General features: G+C 30.6%; 14 protein-coding genes and 1 other RNA gene. 13 read left to right on the top strand and 2 right to left on the bottom strand.

The annotated features are described in order from the left end of the window. Positions 1–78 precede the first annotated feature (78 nt). The 11 genes from secD (at position 79) to ssrS (ending at position 12552) form a co-directional block, all read left to right on the top strand. Positions 79–1353 carry a protein translocase subunit SecD gene (secD, locus tag DMR38_RS16880; RefSeq protein ID WP_127722417.1) on the top strand — a complete coding sequence of 425 codons (1275 nt, stop codon included), beginning with the start codon at positions 79–81 and terminating at the stop codon, positions 1351–1353. A 1-nt stretch (position 1354) separates the two neighbouring features. After that, positions 1355–2230, top strand: coding sequence for a protein translocase subunit SecF (secF, locus tag DMR38_RS16875; RefSeq protein WP_127722416.1), 876 nt, complete (start codon positions 1355–1357; stop codon positions 2228–2230). Positions 2231–2388: 158 nt separating this feature from the next. Beyond that, positions 2389–3237: a DHH family phosphoesterase gene (locus DMR38_RS16870; protein WP_127722415.1), complete on the top strand. Its 849-nt coding sequence runs from the start codon at positions 2389–2391 to the stop codon at positions 3235–3237. A 102-nt stretch (positions 3238–3339) separates the two neighbouring features. After that, the gene (locus DMR38_RS16865) at positions 3340–3858 is read left to right on the top strand and encodes an adenine phosphoribosyltransferase (protein WP_127722414.1); all 519 of its coding nucleotides are present in this window, start codon (positions 3340–3342) and stop codon (positions 3856–3858) included. A gap of 106 nt (positions 3859–3964) precedes the next feature. Further along, on the top strand, positions 3965–6142 hold the full coding sequence (locus DMR38_RS16860; RefSeq protein ID WP_127722413.1) for a bifunctional (p)ppGpp synthetase/guanosine-3',5'-bis(diphosphate) 3'-pyrophosphohydrolase: 2178 nt from the start codon (positions 3965–3967) through the stop codon (positions 6140–6142). Between the two features lie 14 nt (positions 6143–6156). After that, on the top strand, positions 6157–6606 hold the full coding sequence (gene dtd / locus DMR38_RS16855; RefSeq protein WP_127722412.1) for a D-aminoacyl-tRNA deacylase: 450 nt from the start codon (positions 6157–6159) through the stop codon (positions 6604–6606). Positions 6607–6810: 204 nt separating this feature from the next. Beyond that, positions 6811–7410, top strand: a complete 600-nt coding sequence (locus tag DMR38_RS16850) for an MBL fold metallo-hydrolase (protein WP_127722411.1) — start codon at positions 6811–6813, stop codon at positions 7408–7410. Positions 7411–7639: 229 nt separating this feature from the next. After that, entirely contained in the window at positions 7640–9070 is a 1431-nt protein-coding gene (locus DMR38_RS16845) for a coproporphyrinogen III oxidase (protein ID WP_127722410.1), read from the top strand. A gap of 78 nt (positions 9071–9148) precedes the next feature. Next, positions 9149–10399, top strand: a complete 1251-nt coding sequence (gene hisS / locus DMR38_RS16840) for a histidine--tRNA ligase (protein WP_127722409.1) — start codon at positions 9149–9151, stop codon at positions 10397–10399. 15 nt (positions 10400–10414) lie between these two features. Beyond that, positions 10415–12187, top strand: coding sequence for an aspartate--tRNA ligase (gene aspS / locus DMR38_RS16835; protein WP_127722408.1), 1773 nt, complete (start codon positions 10415–10417; stop codon positions 12185–12187). Between the two features lie 188 nt (positions 12188–12375). Next, positions 12376–12552, top strand: a non-coding RNA gene (ssrS, locus tag DMR38_RS16825) — 6S RNA. On the opposite strand, the gene DMR38_RS16820 is transcribed toward ssrS, so the two are convergent. Further along, positions 12550–13218: a DUF6483 family protein gene (locus DMR38_RS16820; RefSeq protein ID WP_127722407.1), complete on the bottom strand. Its 669-nt coding sequence runs from the start codon at positions 13216–13218 to the stop codon at positions 12550–12552. The genes ssrS and DMR38_RS16820 overlap by 3 nt on opposite strands. Before the next feature lie 193 nt (positions 13219–13411). Between DMR38_RS16820 and DMR38_RS16815 the strand changes: the two genes are divergently transcribed. Further along, on the top strand, positions 13412–14050 hold the full coding sequence (locus DMR38_RS16815) for a hemolysin III family protein (RefSeq protein ID WP_127722406.1): 639 nt from the start codon (positions 13412–13414) through the stop codon (positions 14048–14050). Positions 14051–14289: 239 nt separating this feature from the next. Next, the gene (locus DMR38_RS16810; protein ID WP_127722405.1) at positions 14290–14826 is read left to right on the top strand and encodes an MEDS domain-containing protein; all 537 of its coding nucleotides are present in this window, start codon (positions 14290–14292) and stop codon (positions 14824–14826) included. Positions 14827–14953: 127 nt separating this feature from the next. Here DMR38_RS16810 and DMR38_RS16805 read toward each other — a convergent pair whose 3' ends face one another. After that, complete coding sequence (locus tag DMR38_RS16805) at positions 14954–15604, bottom strand: hypothetical protein (protein WP_127722404.1); 651 nt, start codon at positions 15602–15604, stop codon at positions 14954–14956. Positions 15605–15801 lie beyond the last annotated feature (197 nt).

Raw genomic sequence — 15801 nt, 5'->3', positions numbered from 1 at the left:
TTTTTTTTAAGTAATATAATTGCTAATGTAAATAGATGAGGATAAGAGGTAGTTGGTTATTGACGAAGGAGGATAAAAATGAAATCTAAGGCGAAAAGTACCGTAGTTTTCTTTCTATGCGTAATTTTAATAGGCTTTTTAGCTTATACGGGAGCATATGGAGTAACTTTTGGTGGATATAAATTAAAGCCATTTAGCCAAGTAATAAACAAGGGACTTGACCTTCAAGGTGGAGTTTCTGTACTTGAAGAAATACAGTCTAAAAATGTAGATCAAGACACTGTAAATAGAACTGTAGATATGATCTCACAAAGGGTTAATAAGTTAGGAGTAAGTGAAACTACGACTGTAAGAGAAGGAAAAGACAGGATAAGAATTGATATACCTGGAAAATTCGATGCAAAAGAAGTAGTAGATGGTGTAGCAAAAACTGGTGATCTTAAGTTTGTTGGACCAGACAACAAAACTATACTTACAGGTAAGGACGTGAAAAATGCTACGGCTTCTATTGACCCTCAAAATGGTAACCAGGGTGCAATAAACTTGGAGTTAAATCAATCAGGTGCTCAGAAGTTTGCAGATGCCACTCAAAAATTTATGGGGCAAGTAATTAGCATATATTTAGATAAAGATAAATTGTCAGATCCGAGAGTAGATGCACATATAACTGATGGTAGAGCTATTATAAGCGGTCATATGACCATGAAAGAGGCTCAAACAAAGGCAAATTTGATAAAGTCAGGTGCACTTCCAGTTACGGTAAAACCAGTACAGGTTAAAACTGTAGGAGCTTCTCTTGGTGCTAATGCACTTCCACTTAGTATATTAGCAGGTAAAATAGGTATAGGGCTAGTAATGATATTTATGCTTTTATATTATAGATTACCTGGACTTGTTGCAGATATAGCACTTGTGCTATATGTATATATAGTTTTAGCAGCTTTTGCCAATGTAAATGTAACTTTGACATTAGCTGGTATCGCAGCGTTTTTGTTAACAGTAGGTATGGCAGTAGATGCCAATATACTCATATTTGAGAGAACTAAGGAGGAGCTTAAAAGTGGTAAATCCATTAGGGCTTCTGTAGATGCGGGATTTAGAAGGGCCATGACGTCAATACTGGATTCAAATATAACTACTATTATTTCAGGATGTGTCCTTTATAATATTGGTACAGGTTCCGTAAAAGGATTTGCACTTACTCTTATTATAGGTACGGTTTTAAGTATGTTCACAGCTGTAACGGTAACAAGAACACTTATGAAGTTATTAGCTAATATGGGCTGGTTTAATCATAAGGAAACTATTGGTACCTTTGGTGTACATGACTTTAGAAAGGGGGTAGTAAAGTAATATGTATAAAATTATTGAGAAAAGAAAAATATGGTTTACTATATCCCTTATAGTCATTGCTATTGGAATATTTACTATGGCTACTAAAGGTCTTGAATATGGATTAGATTTTAAAGGTGGTACTGTAGTTGAAATAAATGTGGGTCAGGATTTTAATAAGCAGGATGTAGATAATATAGTAAAAAAATATTCCAGTGAGTTTCAATCCAATAAATCAGATAATAAATCTATATCTATAAAGTCTGCTACTTTAACTAATAGTGATGTTAGTAATATTGTGAAAGCTGTAAAGGCAAAGTATAAAAAGAGCAGCTTGACGAATCAAGAAAATATAGGTGCAGTTATGGGAAAAGAAACAAGGACCAAAGCTCTGCAAGCTGTTATAGTGGCAATTATAGCTATGTTTATATATATAGGTATAAGATTTGAATTAAGCTTTGGTATAGCTGCTATTATATCCTTAACTCACAACGTTCTTGTAATGCTTTCTGTATATGCGGTACTTAGAGTTTCCATAGACTCTAACTTTATAGCAGCAGCTCTTACGGTTATAGGTTATTCTGTTCATGATACTATAGTTGTTTTTGATAGAATAAGAGAAAATCAAAAATATATGAGAGGACAGGAACCTATAGTTGTTGCAGATGCCAGCGTAACTCAGACATTGGCAAGATCTATAAATACAGTATTGACTGTTGTAATAACATTGACATCAGTATATGTTTTAGTGCCTTCTGTAAGAATTTTCTCAGAACCGATACTTATAGGAATAATTACAGGATGCTATTCTTCCATATGTATAGCTAGTCCGTGCTGGGTAATTATAAAGAAACATATGCTTCGAAATAAAAAAAAGTTGCATACAGTAAGTGAATAAGCTATAAAATATACATTAAATATGATAAAATAGAAAATCTAGAGTATATTGGTACTCTGGATTTTTTTATTGCAAATAATCTAACCATAATGTATTTGTAATAGAAGACAATATCATTTATAATATAAGTGCTTTCGATAAATTTGGAGGATTTTATTATGGAGAGGCAAAAAGATAATATACAGGATTTTAATTTTTTAGGTATGCATAACCCTTTTCTTTTAAAGGATATGGAGAAAGCTTTAAGAAGAATAATAAAAGCAGTAAATGAGAGAGAAAAAATTGTAATTTATGGTACATGTGACTTGGATGGTATAACTTCGGTGTCACTTATGTTATTAGTGCTAAAATATTTAAATGCAGATGTAGAATATTTTATTTCTGATAAAATTAATGATTATAATATAAAGTCAGATATAATAAAAAACCACATAAAATTTTTAGGTGCAAAGCTTATAATAACAGCTGGATGTGGAATTCAAAGCGTTTCACAAATAGAGTTATGCAAAACTTTGGGTATTGATGTTATAATAACAGATTACCATAAATCTGTGGGAATTTTGCCGAAAGCCATTATTGTGAATCCCAATCAGAAGCAGTGTACATATCCATTTAAAGGTTTAACAGCTGTGGGTGTTACCTTTAAGTTATCTCAAGCCATATCGATGTATTATGATATGAAGTATATAAGTAAGTATTTAGATCTTGTAGCTTTAGGTATTTTTTCTCGGGGAATTGATATAACTGGTGAAAATAAGATAATGGTAAATGAAGGTATGTATTATTTAAAATGTACAAATAATTATGGAGTAAGGGCATTGCTTAAAGTGAACGATATTTCTAGTGTAAACATGGAAAATGTATGTGAATTGTCAAATAGAATGATGTGTTCAATTAAGAACAAGAGATATATAGACAATGCAAGGATTGCAGTAGAACTTTTTATAACTGAAAATATGGATAGAGCAGAACAAATAGCTAAATATTTGAAAAATGAGATTATATAAAGGTAAAAATATCTTAAACTTGAATATGTATCAATATTTAATATATAATTGTAAAGTAGGTTTCTATTGGAATGATTAAGTTATTTTTAGGGGGGATTACAGGTGGATTTAAAAGATAAAATAAGAGTAATAGATGGGTTTCCAAAGGAAGGAATAAGTTTTAAAGATATAACTACTTTGCTGCAGGATAAAGCAGCTTTTAAGTATACAGTAAATAAAATAGCTAGATATTTAGAAAATAAACATATTGACATAGTAGTAGGACCTGAGGCAAGAGGATTTTTATTTGGAGCACCTATAGCCTATGCCATAGGTGCAGGTTTTGTTCCTATAAGAAAAAAGGGAAAGTTGCCTTATGATACTTTTGCTGTTAGTTATGACTTAGAATATGGCAGTGATGTACTTGAAATGCACAAAGATGCTATAAAAAAGGGAGATAGAGTGGTAATAATTGATGACTTGCTTGCAACAGGTGGAACTACTGCTTCTGTGGTGAAACTTATAGAACAAGCAGGTGGGGAAGTTGTTACTATAGGATTTGTTATAGAATTGACGGATTTAAAAGGTAGGGAAAAATTAGAAGGATATGATGTGATTTCTCTTACTAAATATAATGTTTAGCATATATAAAATTTCAAATTGCAAGTTTTTTTAGTATATAATATAATATTAGTAAAAAATAATGGCTGGTTTGTTAAACCAGCCATTGATTTTAGGGAGTATCGGTATGTTAGAAAAATTAATGGAGTTAATAGATAAAAACTGTAATAATGTAGATAAAAAAATAGTAGAAAAGGCTTATTATTTTGCCGATGAAGCTCATAAAAAACAGAAAAGGGAATCTGGAGAACCTTACATAAGTCATCCTGTAGAAGTAGCTTGTATATTGGTAGAAATGGGACTTGATACTAGCACCATAGTAGCAGGACTACTTCATGATGTAATAGAAGATACGCAATTTAGCTATGAAGACATAAAAAGGGAATTCAGTGTAGAAGTTGCAAACTTAGTAGAAGGTGTTACTAAATTAGGAAAAATAGAATGCAAAACTAAGGAAGAGCAGCAAGCTGATAACGTTAGAAAGATGCTCCTTGCAATGGCAGATGACATAAGAGTAATACTTATAAAATTAGCAGATAGACTTCATAATATGAGAACACTTAAATACATGCCTGTGAAAAAACAGAAAGAAAAAGCAAAAGAAACTTTTGACATATATGCACCTCTTGCCCATAGGCTTGGAATGTCTAAAATTAAATGGGAACTTGAGGATTTAGCTTTTAGATATATAAATCAAAATGAATATTATTTTATAGTTAGAAAGATTGCTGAAAAAAGAGTAGAAAGAGAAAAATATATTGATGAAATAATATCTGAATTAAAAGATAATCTTAAAAAGTCGGGAATAGATTCAGACATTGAAGGAAGACCAAAGCATTTTTATAGTATATACAGAAAGATGGTAAAGAAAAATAAAACTATAGATCAGATTTTCGATTTAACTGCTGTAAGAATTTTAGTAAATACAGTAAAGGATTGCTATGCTGCGCTGGGAATAGCACATACTATATATAAGCCTATGCCAGGAAGATTTAAGGATTATATTGCTATGCCAAAACCAAATATGTATCAGTCACTACATTCTACAGTTATTGGACCTCAGGGCAAACCTTTTGAAATACAGATAAGAACTTTTGAAATGCATAAAACAGCAGAATATGGAATAGCAGCTCACTGGAAATATAAAGAGGGTGTTGATACAGCAAATGATATAGATAAGAAACTTACCTGGCTAAGGGAAATACTTGAGTGGCAAAGAGAAACTTCAGATGCAGAAGAATTTATGGAAAGATTTAAAATAGATTTGTTTTCAGATGAGGTATTTGTATTTACTCCAAATGGAAAAGTAATAAATTTACCTTATGAAGCAACCCCTATAGATTTTGCGTATAAGATACATACAGAGATAGGAAATAGTTGTATAGGTGCAAAGGTAAGTGGTAAGATGGTACCTCTTGACTATCATTTGAAAACAGGGGAAATTGTAGAAGTGCTTGTATCAAGCACGCCCAAAGGTCCAAGTATTGATTGGCTCAATATGGCGAAAAGCAATCAGGCAAAAAGTAAGATAAGATCCTGGTTCAAAAAGGCTAAAAGAGAAGAGAATATAGTAAAAGGAAAGGACCTTCTTGAAAAGGAAACAAAAAAGCAAGGATATAATTTTGGAGAAATTGCAAAGAAGGAAATCCTAGATACAGTTCTTAAAAGATATAATATGAATTCCATAGATGATTTGTATGCTTCTGTAGGAATTGGTGCTGTAACCTCTTCTACTATAGTTTCGAGAATAAAAGATATTTACATGAAAACTTCAAAGATGGATGAAGTTGATTGGAAAAAGATTCAAGAGAATCTTGATCAACCTATGGGTAAGTCTCATAAAGCAGAAAAAAGATCTCCAGGGATAATAGTAAAGGGTGAAAGCAATGTGTTAGTCAGATTTGCCAAATGTTGTAATCCTGTTCCAGGCGATGACATAATAGGGTATATAACAAAGGGAAGAGGAGTGTCAATCCATAGAAAGGATTGTAAAAATGCAGAATTCTTATTAAAGAATAAAGATAACATGGTAGTTGAAGTTTCCTGGGGAAGACCAAAAGGAGCAGAGTATATTGCTCAGATTAAAATAGAAGCTGAAGATAGGGGAAAACTTTTGGCTGAATCTATGGAAGTTATAAGTAATAGTAAGACTGCACTTTATGCTGTAAATGCTAAGCCAGTAAAAAATGGATTGGCTGTTATAGATATAAAATTAAAAATATCAAATGTAGATGACTTAAAAGATGTAATGAAAAAGTTTAGAAAATTGGAGGGCGTTATTCAGGTTTATAGAACTAAAAATTAAGGAGATATGTTATTATGAGAGCAGTAGTTCAAAGAGTCAATAGCTCTAAAGTTAAAGTGGAAGGAAAGGTTATAGGACAAATACAAAAGGGATTAAATGTACTTCTTGGAATATCTAAAGAAGATACAGATGAGGATATAATTTATATGAGGGACAAAATATTGAACCTTAGAATATTTGAAGATGAAAATGGAAAACTCAATAAATCTTTGTTGGATGTAAACGGAGAAATAATTATAATTTCTCAGTTTACTTTGTATGGAGATTGTAGAAGAGGCAGAAGACCTAGTTTTATAGAAGCCCTGGGCGGAGATGAAGCCGAGAAAATATACGAAAAATTTGTAGGGCAATGTAGAGATTTAGTAGGCAAGGTTGAGACAGGAAAATTTGGTGCAGATATGTTAGTGAGTATAGAAAATGATGGACCTGTCACTATTATGATAGATAGCAAGAAGAAGTTTTAGTTAATAGTTAAGAATGAAGAATTAATAGTTAATGTGGATTTTTTTCGTTACACTACAAAAAATATTTGGTTAAATTTTTGAAGGCTCGTTTTGCTAAAGCAAAACATTATTAATTCTTAATTTGCTAAGCTTTGTTTTGCAAAATTTTTATATTAAGTAAATCGAGTTAATTATCAATATAAAAAAAGACAAGGAGGTATTTTTATGAAATTGAGAAAAGTCATAGTAGGAGCATATGCAGCTAATTGTTATATAGTGATAGATGAAAAAGAGGGTAAGTCTGTAGTAATTGATCCTGGTGATGATGTAAAAAATATAATAGATGCTATAGATGCTTCAAATACGAAAGTAGAATATATATTGTTAACTCACGGTCATGCAGATCATACAAGTGCAGCTGAAGAAATAAGGAATAAATATAATGCACCTATAGCAATAAGCAGAGAAGATTATAATATGATGAAATCAAGAGAACTTATGTATGGAAAGCTTATAGATAAAGTTGACATATACATTGAAGATAATCAAGTGTTTGAATTTGGAAGTATAAAATTAAAGGCACTTTATACACCTGGACATACACCTGGTGGAGTGAGCTTCTTAGGAGAAAGTATGGTGTTTACAGGAGATACGCTTTTTCAAAACTCTGTAGGAAGAACTGATTTTACAGGGGGAGACTTTAATGCAATCATAGATAGTATAAAAAATAGGCTTATGACTTTACCGGATAAAATGGTTGTATTTCCAGGTCATGGTCCTAAAACTTCTATTAAAGAAGAAAAAATGTATAATCCATTTTTATAGATTTAAAGAGTCGTAGTAGAAAATTAATTTTTACTAAAATGTCTATAAATTCATAAAAATTCAAGTGAAATTTAAATCTATACCAGAGAAATATGTTGACAAAATAGAAAACACCTTTAGACTTGTCAAAAGTTTTTATGGTGTTGAGATTTGCCAGCATATGATCTGGTATAATTTAATTTTTTACTTAAGATTTTTATAAAGAAAAGAGATGACAATTTTAATTGATATGGAGATAAAAGTTAAACTAAATAGTAAGGAATATAGATATCACATATTTCAAATGATAAATTTGTTTTATGATTTTGCAAATATAAATTTTGTAGAAGATGAAAGTTGGAATTTTAATATAGAGTTACTACAAAATGAAGTTATTATATATGATAAAAGCGACATATGCAAAATGCAATTTGAAGGTGGTTTAAGTGAAAGGGAAAATATAAAAAAAGCAGTATTTTTGTATTTTACAAATAAAACAGGGAAAACTTTACCATGGGGAACTTTAGTTGGGATAAGACCTAGTAAGATAACTTTAAAATTTATAAAGGATGGCAAGAGCAAGGATGAAATAATAAGATATTTTGATAAACATTTTTGTTGTAATAAAAGTAAGGCAGAACTTTGTATAGATGTAGCAAATTCGGAAAAAAGCTTAGTAAATTCTAATAGCAGAAATATAAGCGTATATGTAGGGATGCCTTTTTGCCCAACTAAGTGTCTCTATTGTTCCTTTGCTTCTAATCCTATTAAAGGTTGTAAGGACTTAGTAGAACCCTATCTTAAAAGTTTGACTTATGAGATAAAAAAAATGTCTGAATACATAAGACAACATGAGTTAAATATAGAATGTATATATTTTGGAGGAGGGACTCCAACTTCTATAGATAATGAAAAATTTGAAAAATTAATGCATGAAATATATAATAGTTTTGTACGGGACTATAAAATAAAAGAATTTGATGTAGAATGTGGCAGACCTGACAGTATTACTTCAAGTAAACTTGAAACTATGAAAAGATATGGAGTAAATAGGATGAGTATAAATCCACAGACTATGAATGACAGCACATTAAAATTTATTGGAAGAAATCATTCAGTAAATGAGGTAAGGGAAAAGTTTCATATGGCAAGAAAATATGGATTTGACAACATAAACATGGACTTAATTGTAGGATTGCCTGGAGAAGGAATAGAGGAGGTAAATAAAACCTGCGATGAAATTGAAAAACTTGGGCCAGATAATCTAACTGTGCATGGTATGTCTGTAAAGAGAGCATCTAGACTATATGAAAACATAGTGAATAATATAAGTTATTCTATTGCAGGTCATGAAGAATTACATCTCATGTATGAAAGAACTGCACTTTTGGCTAAATCAATGAACATGAAACCCTATTATATGTATAGACAAAAAAATATGGTAGGTAACATGGAGAACATAGGATATACATCAGGAAAACATAGAGGGCTTTATAATGTGGAAATGATTGAAGAAAGACAGACTATAATAGCTTGTGGGGCAGATGCTGTTACAAAAGTCATGTTTTTAGATGAAAATAGATTCGAAAGACAGGCTAATATAAAAGATGTAGGAGAATATGTGAGAAGAATAGATGAAATGGTGAAAAAAAAGATAGATCTTTTAAATACTTTGTATTAAAATTTTTAAATGTACTTTTAAATTTCACTTATAATCTATAATTTAAGAAAATATAAAACAAAAAAGGAGTAAGTTAATATGGCTATACAAGCACCTAAAGGTACTAAAGATATATTACCTACGGAGTCTTATAAGTGGCATTATTTAGAAGATAAGTTCAAAAATATAGCAGCTTCTTATGGATATAGAGAAATAAGGACACCAGTATTTGAATATACGGAACTTTTTGAAAGGGGAGTAGGTGAAACTACAGATGTTGTTCAGAAAGAAATGTACACCTTTCAAGATAAAGCTGGCAGAAGCCTAACCCTTAAAGCAGAAGGTACATCTCCTGCAGTAAGGGCTTTTGTGGAGAGCAGTTTGTATAATGAAGTTCAGCCAACTAAGTTGTTTTATTTTACCCCGGTTTTAAGATATGAAAATGTACAAAAAGGAAGACTTAGAGAACATCATCAATTTGGTATAGAGGCATTTGGTGCAGAAAATGCTTCACTGGATGCTGAAGTTATAAGTTTGGCTATGAGAGTATATAAGGAACTGGGAGTAAAGGGAATTGAATTAAATATAAATAGTATAGGATGTGCTACTTGCAGAAAAAAGTACAATGAAGCATTAAAAAAATTCTTGAAGGAAAATTATGATGGATTATGTGACACCTGTAAAAGCAGATTCAGTAAAAATCCTATGAGGATACTGGATTGTAAAGTGGAAAGCTGCAAGAAAATAGTAAAAGATGCACCTTTGATGATTGATTACTTATGTGATGACTGTAAGGAGCACTTTGAAAGTCTACAAAAGTATTTGTCTGCTGTAAATATAGAATTTAAGATAAATCCTTTAATAGTAAGAGGACTTGATTATTATACTAAAACCGTATTTGAAATAATAAACAATGATATAACAATATGCGGTGGTGGAAGGTATGATTATTTAATAGAAGAAGTTGGAGGTCCTAAAATGCCTGCTGTAGGTTTTGGAATGGGAATAGAGAGGACACTTCTTACTCTGGAAGAAAATAAAATAGAGATACCTAATAGACCATATATAGATTTATATGTAGGAGCTATGGGAGATGATGCTAAGTTAAAGGCTCTTAATTTAGTAAATCAATTGAGAGAAAAAAATGTAAGGTGTGAATGCGACCATACAAATAGAAGTGTAAAAGCTGAAATGAAGTATGCAAATAAAATAGGGGCTAGGTTTACAGTAATACTTGGAGATAATGAACTAGAATGTGGAATTGCTAAATTTAAGAGAATGGAAGATGGCAATCAATTTGAAATTAAATTAGAAGAACTAGACAAAATTTCAGATTTAATTAGATTATAAACGGAGTGTGTTAACATGGGAGAATCATTAAATGGACTAAAGAGAACCAACATGTGTGGTGAACTTAGAGAAAGCAACATAGGTGAAAAGATTACAGTAATGGGATGGGTTCAGAGAAAAAGAAATTTAGGTGGACTCATATTTGTAGATTTAAGAGATAGAACAGGAATACTTCAAATTGTATTTGGAGAGAAGATAAATAAAGAAGCTTTTGAAAAATCAGATAATGTAAAATCTGAATACTGCATAGCAGCTACAGGAACCATTGTAAAAAGAGAATCCCCAAATCCGGAAATTCCAACAGGTATGGTAGAAGTAAAAGGAGAGTATATAAAGATATTTTCAGAGTCTCAAACACCTCCTATATACATAAAGGAAAACTTGGATGCAGCTGAAAACATAAGACTCAAATACAGATATTTGGACTTAAGAAGACCAGACATGCAGAGAATACTTATGACCAGACATAAAACTGCAAAGGTAGTAAGGGACTTTTTAGATGAAGAAGGGTTTTTAGAAATAGAGACTCCAATGCTTGGAAAAAGTACACCGGAAGGTGCTAGAGATTACCTCGTACCAAGCAGAAATTATAACGGAAAGTTTTATGCCCTTCCTCAATCACCACAGCTCTTTAAACAGCTTTTGATGGTTTCAGGATATGATAGATACTTTCAGATAGTTAAATGCTTTAGAGATGAAGATTTGAGGGCAAATAGACAGCCTGAATTTACACAGATAGATATGGAACTTTCTTTTGTAGAACAAGATGATGTAATGAACTTGAATGAAAGGTTTATTCAAAGGGTATTTAAGAAAATTCTAGATGTAGATGTAAAGCTGCCTTTAGAGAGAATGCCTTATAAAATTGCTATGGAGAAATATGGTTCGGATAAACCTGACTTGAGATTTGACATGGAAATAAATGACATAACTGAAGTTGTAAAGAATATAGATTTCAAGGTGTTCCAAAATGCTATTGAAGCTGGTGGCTCTGTAAGAGCTATAAAGGTGCCAAATTCAGCTAAAATGGGAAGAAAACAGATTGATAAGCTAGTTGAATTTGTAAAAGACTATGGTGCCAAAGGACTTGTATGGATGGCATATAAAGAAGATGGAGTTAAATCCTCTATAGCTAAATTCTTAACTGAGAAAGATACTAAAAATATATTAAATAAGTTGGAAGCAGTACAAGGAGACCTTATCCTTGTTGTGGCAGATAAAAATAAAGTGGTATTTGAAAGCCTTGGTGCACTCAGAGTTCATATGGCAAAAGAAACAGGAATATTGGATGGAAATGATGAGTTTAGATTTGTATGGGTAACTGAATTCCCTCTTCTATCCTATAATGAGGAGGAACAAAGATATCAGGCAGAGCATCATCCATTTACAGCACCTATGGACGAAGATATACAGTATTTAGAGAGTGATCCTGGAAGAGTAAGAGCAAAAGCTTATGATATAGTTCTAAATGGAGAAGAATTAGGTGGAGGAAGTATAAGAATACACGATACTAAGCTTCAAGAAAGAATGTTTAAAGTAATTGGCATTTCACAGGAAAAAGCTTGGGAGAAGTTTGGATATTTGCTTGAAGCATTTAAGTTTGGACCACCACCACACGGCGGACTTGCTTATGGGTTTGACAGGATGATAATGTTTTTAGCAAAAACAGATAATATAAAGGATGTAATAGCTTTCCCTAAAAATCAGAATGCATTTTGTCCACTTACGGAAGCTCCTAATGTAGTAGATGAATCTCAGTTAAAAGAATTGGGTATATCTATAAAATAATATGAATTACTCAAAGAGTAAACATAAATATTAGAAAGTGTAGTATAATAAAGTTATAAACAGAGTTCTTGGCATCAGATGGAGTTTTTGATTCCACCTAATACTTAGAAATCGTTATCCAGGGACGTAGTTGCTCTTTACTCCCACTTTGAGAAGAGGGAGTATTAGAGCAACTAGTCATCGGAGAAATATTCCTGCTGTGTGCGTGGAGTGAGTTAGTCTTGACCGAACATTTTATAAACGGGAATCGGACTCTTCTTGTGGAATGATATCCATTTATAATGGAGACAGGAAGCAAGAAGGAGACTCCCACCTGCTTTGGGGCGGGTTCAAAATAACTCATAATACGGCATGGCGGGATTTTATTTGTTTTGTAATATGTTTCTTAAAGAAGACAAGGACTCTTCTATTTCTTCTCTCGGTAGGTTTCCAGAGTTTAAATCATTATCATTTTTTAAAAGTAAATTTTCGTAAAATTTTATTGCGAATTCTACACATTTTGCATCATGATTATTTTCTTCGAGCATTTCATAGATTACATCATCTGCTTTATCATATCTTTTGGTCTCTGCATAGTAGTGTGCTATTTTACTTAAAAGAGTAAAGGAAAGCTTATATTCACAAAGTTTATTTATTAAAGGATCTATATCTGAAAAATAATTTTTTAAATCACAGTTGGTGCTTTCATTTAAATAAGCTTCCAAAAACAAATTTAATGATTTTTGATGTATATAAAAAGCATCATCCAGTTTGTTCTGAAATTCCAATGCATTTCCTTCTTCCTCCAATAATTTGGCCATAATTATGCACTTGTCTGTAACTATGCTCCCATTAATTTTTACCATTTCCATTATATTTTCTAGAGATAGGGAATTGAAAAATTTTATGCTCAATCTAAAAATGTCTTTAAAAGCGGTATCTATTAAATCTAAGGCTCCTTCATAATTTTTATTATCCATATCATCTAGTATTTTATATAACATTTCATTAAATTTTTTAATTAATTCAGCAGTAATAGTTCTTTTTAACATTTTGTATGCCTCCATAAATTTTGCAAATAATAATATAACAATACTTATTATACTAAAAAATCAATCTATTTACTATAAAAATGGAAATGTATATTGAACTTATACATATATCGTGTTATCATATATACATATTGTAACATAGTTTTAATAACTACGTGTCACATATGCAAAATTTATTAAGGAGTGGTTTAATATGGATAATCAACTTAAATTTTATACAAGAGGAGAGGAAATAGCTAATGCTGTAACACATGGAATAGGAACAATTCTGTCAATTGCAGCTCTTGTATTATTGATTTTATTTTCTGCTAAAATGGGAGATAAGTGGTATATAGTAAGCTATACTATCTATGGTGTTTCTATGCTTATTCTATACCTAGAATCCACTTTATACCACAGTATAACTAACTTAAAGGCAAAAAAAGTTTTTAGGATATTTGATCATGCATCTATTTATCTATTAATAGCTGGAACTTATACTCCTTTTACACTTACTATTTTAAGAAATTCCATAGGCTGGGTGATATTTGGTATAGTATGGATTATGGCTATTTGCGGTATAGTAATGAAAATATTTTGGATAGGTAAACATGAGGTTGTGTCTACACTTATATATATTGCCATGGGATGGATAATAATTTTTGCAATGAAAAGACTTTTGCTGCTTCTTCCTCCGGCTGGAATAGTTCTTTTGGTTGCAGGTGGAATCATATATACGGTGGGAGCTTTTTTATATATGTTAGATAAAATACCTTATAATCATGCTATATGGCACCTCTTTGTTATAGGTGGAAGTGCTTGTCATTTCTTTTGTGTGCTTTTATATCTATAAATGATAGGAAGAATTTTATCTTATTATGAGAAAGAGTTAAGCCCTAAAAAAATTTTCTAATAGAATAAGTAGAACAGGGTTGAATAATGTAAAAAGTGAAATACTTTATAAAAATTGAAGCATAAAAATACAGATACGTGACGAAATATTTTGTAATATATTTATGAATATTAAGAGGAGTATGTATATATTATGTAGAATACATAAGCAATAAATTTATTGTAAAGGATAAAAAAGGTATGATTAATCGTAGTATTTTTGGAATTAATTCTTCATTTTACTATTTTGGTTTAGAACATTTGATTATAAATATGTATCAATATATAAAAAAAGGTATTGAAAGAAAAGAGAAAATTTGTGTATACACGGATTTAAAATTGTATAAGAAATTATTAAAGTATTTTGGCACAAAAAATAATTGTGTGGAATACGTTGATATGACACAAGTGATTAATGAATATCAAAAGTTGGGGGTAGACAACATAAGAAAAGAAGTTTTAAAGTATATAGATCAAATTAATAAAGAGGGATATGTGGGGGTAAGATTTATTATACAGGTTGATTATGCTATCTATAATACCTCCCAGGATAACTTTTTAAATTTTGATAGAATTATATTAAATATAATTTTAGAAATGAGCGTTTCTTGTATGTGTGTTTATAATTTTGAAGATTATTTAAAGAATAGAAGGTTCATAAATGAAAAGGTTATCGAAGAATCCTATAAAATTCACAATTATAGATTATATAATAGAAAATTAATGAGTGTAAAATAATCCCAGCTTTAAACTGGGGTTACTTTACATAGAATTAATGGGAGTTATCATATCATCAAGGCAGTATAAGTTTAACCTAAATTAGCAAAAAGTATTCATAAACAGATTTCTTAGTATCAGATGAAGTTTAAGCACTATGGTGATATGTAGAATAATCTATGTAAATGTTGTGTAATTTTCTAGGTTGAAAAGGAGGTAATGTGGAAGAATTTAATATATCCAAAGATTCCTCTAAATTATCTGATAAAGTTGCATTATTAGATTTTAAATCTTCTTTTAAGCACTCATTAAAATAGTTACAATAGGCATAATAATCCTTTCGTTCTTGAGAATACATATGGTATTCTTTACCTGCCAATTGAAGTACTTCTCTGCATAAATATAAATTACAGGGATGTGGTCGTAAAGAAAAACTTAATTTGCATCCATCTTTTTTCAAAAAAGGACATAATCTAAAAAAGAGACTGCTGTCAAAATCACTGTATTTTATATTGTTTTCAGTGTAATTGTCATATTGATTTTTGAAAAAAATTCCTTTTACCCTGATATCATAACTTTCTACACAATTTGGAATAGAAGATAAATAGTATATAAAATCCATGTTCCCATTGTTTATTATATTTTTAATATCTACTAGATTGTATTTTGGAAAGTACCAGCAGCAACCTCTGTTCTTTATATTTGTGTAAGATGTAGATTCTACAAAATTACTGCAGTTTCCGCAAATATCACATTTAAATAGAGGAATGTTGTTTGAAAATTTATAGCTTAGTAACATATAAAAGCCTCCTTGAAAATAGACTGCAATTAGTAATATATAGGATATCTAGTATAGAAATTAAATAGAAAAAATTTTGGATCTGAATTGCTATAATAAAGATTTTTAATTAGTTGAAATTATTAATTGCGGTGAAAGTAAAAATTAATTATAGAATTATTAACTTGTACATGATATAATTATAGTTTTAATGTGTT

Origin of the sequence: Clostridium sp. AWRP, from assembly GCF_004006395.2 — a bacterium.
Classification (GTDB): domain Bacteria; phylum Bacillota; class Clostridia; order Clostridiales; family Clostridiaceae; genus Clostridium_B.
This window is presented reverse-complemented; position numbering and strand designations above follow the sequence as displayed.

Excerpts from the sequence above, each read along its gene's own strand:
- DMR38_RS16815 (WP_127722406.1), top strand. The coding sequence starts at position 13,412 with ATGGATAATCAACTTAAATTTTATACAAGAGGAGAGGAAATAGCTAAT.
- secF (WP_127722416.1), top strand. The coding sequence starts at position 1,355 with ATGTATAAAATTATTGAGAAAAGAAAAATATGGTTTACTATATCCCTT.
- DMR38_RS16870 (WP_127722415.1), top strand. The coding sequence starts at position 2,389 with ATGGAGAGGCAAAAAGATAATATACAGGATTTTAATTTTTTAGGTATG.
- aspS (WP_127722408.1), top strand. The coding sequence starts at position 10,415 with ATGGGAGAATCATTAAATGGACTAAAGAGAACCAACATGTGTGGTGAA.
- DMR38_RS16850 (WP_127722411.1), top strand. The coding sequence starts at position 6,811 with ATGAAATTGAGAAAAGTCATAGTAGGAGCATATGCAGCTAATTGTTAT.
- dtd (WP_127722412.1), top strand. The coding sequence starts at position 6,157 with ATGAGAGCAGTAGTTCAAAGAGTCAATAGCTCTAAAGTTAAAGTGGAA.
- secD (WP_127722417.1), top strand. The coding sequence starts at position 79 with ATGAAATCTAAGGCGAAAAGTACCGTAGTTTTCTTTCTATGCGTAATT.
- DMR38_RS16860 (WP_127722413.1), top strand. The coding sequence starts at position 3,965 with ATGTTAGAAAAATTAATGGAGTTAATAGATAAAAACTGTAATAATGTA.
- DMR38_RS16805 (WP_127722404.1), bottom strand. The coding sequence starts at position 15,604 with ATGTTACTAAGCTATAAATTTTCAAACAACATTCCTCTATTTAAATGT.
- hisS (WP_127722409.1), top strand. The coding sequence starts at position 9,149 with ATGGCTATACAAGCACCTAAAGGTACTAAAGATATATTACCTACGGAG.
- DMR38_RS16845 (WP_127722410.1), top strand. The coding sequence starts at position 7,640 with ATGGAGATAAAAGTTAAACTAAATAGTAAGGAATATAGATATCACATA.
- DMR38_RS16810 (WP_127722405.1), top strand. The coding sequence starts at position 14,290 with ATGATTAATCGTAGTATTTTTGGAATTAATTCTTCATTTTACTATTTT.
- DMR38_RS16820 (WP_127722407.1), bottom strand. The coding sequence starts at position 13,218 with ATGTTAAAAAGAACTATTACTGCTGAATTAATTAAAAAATTTAATGAA.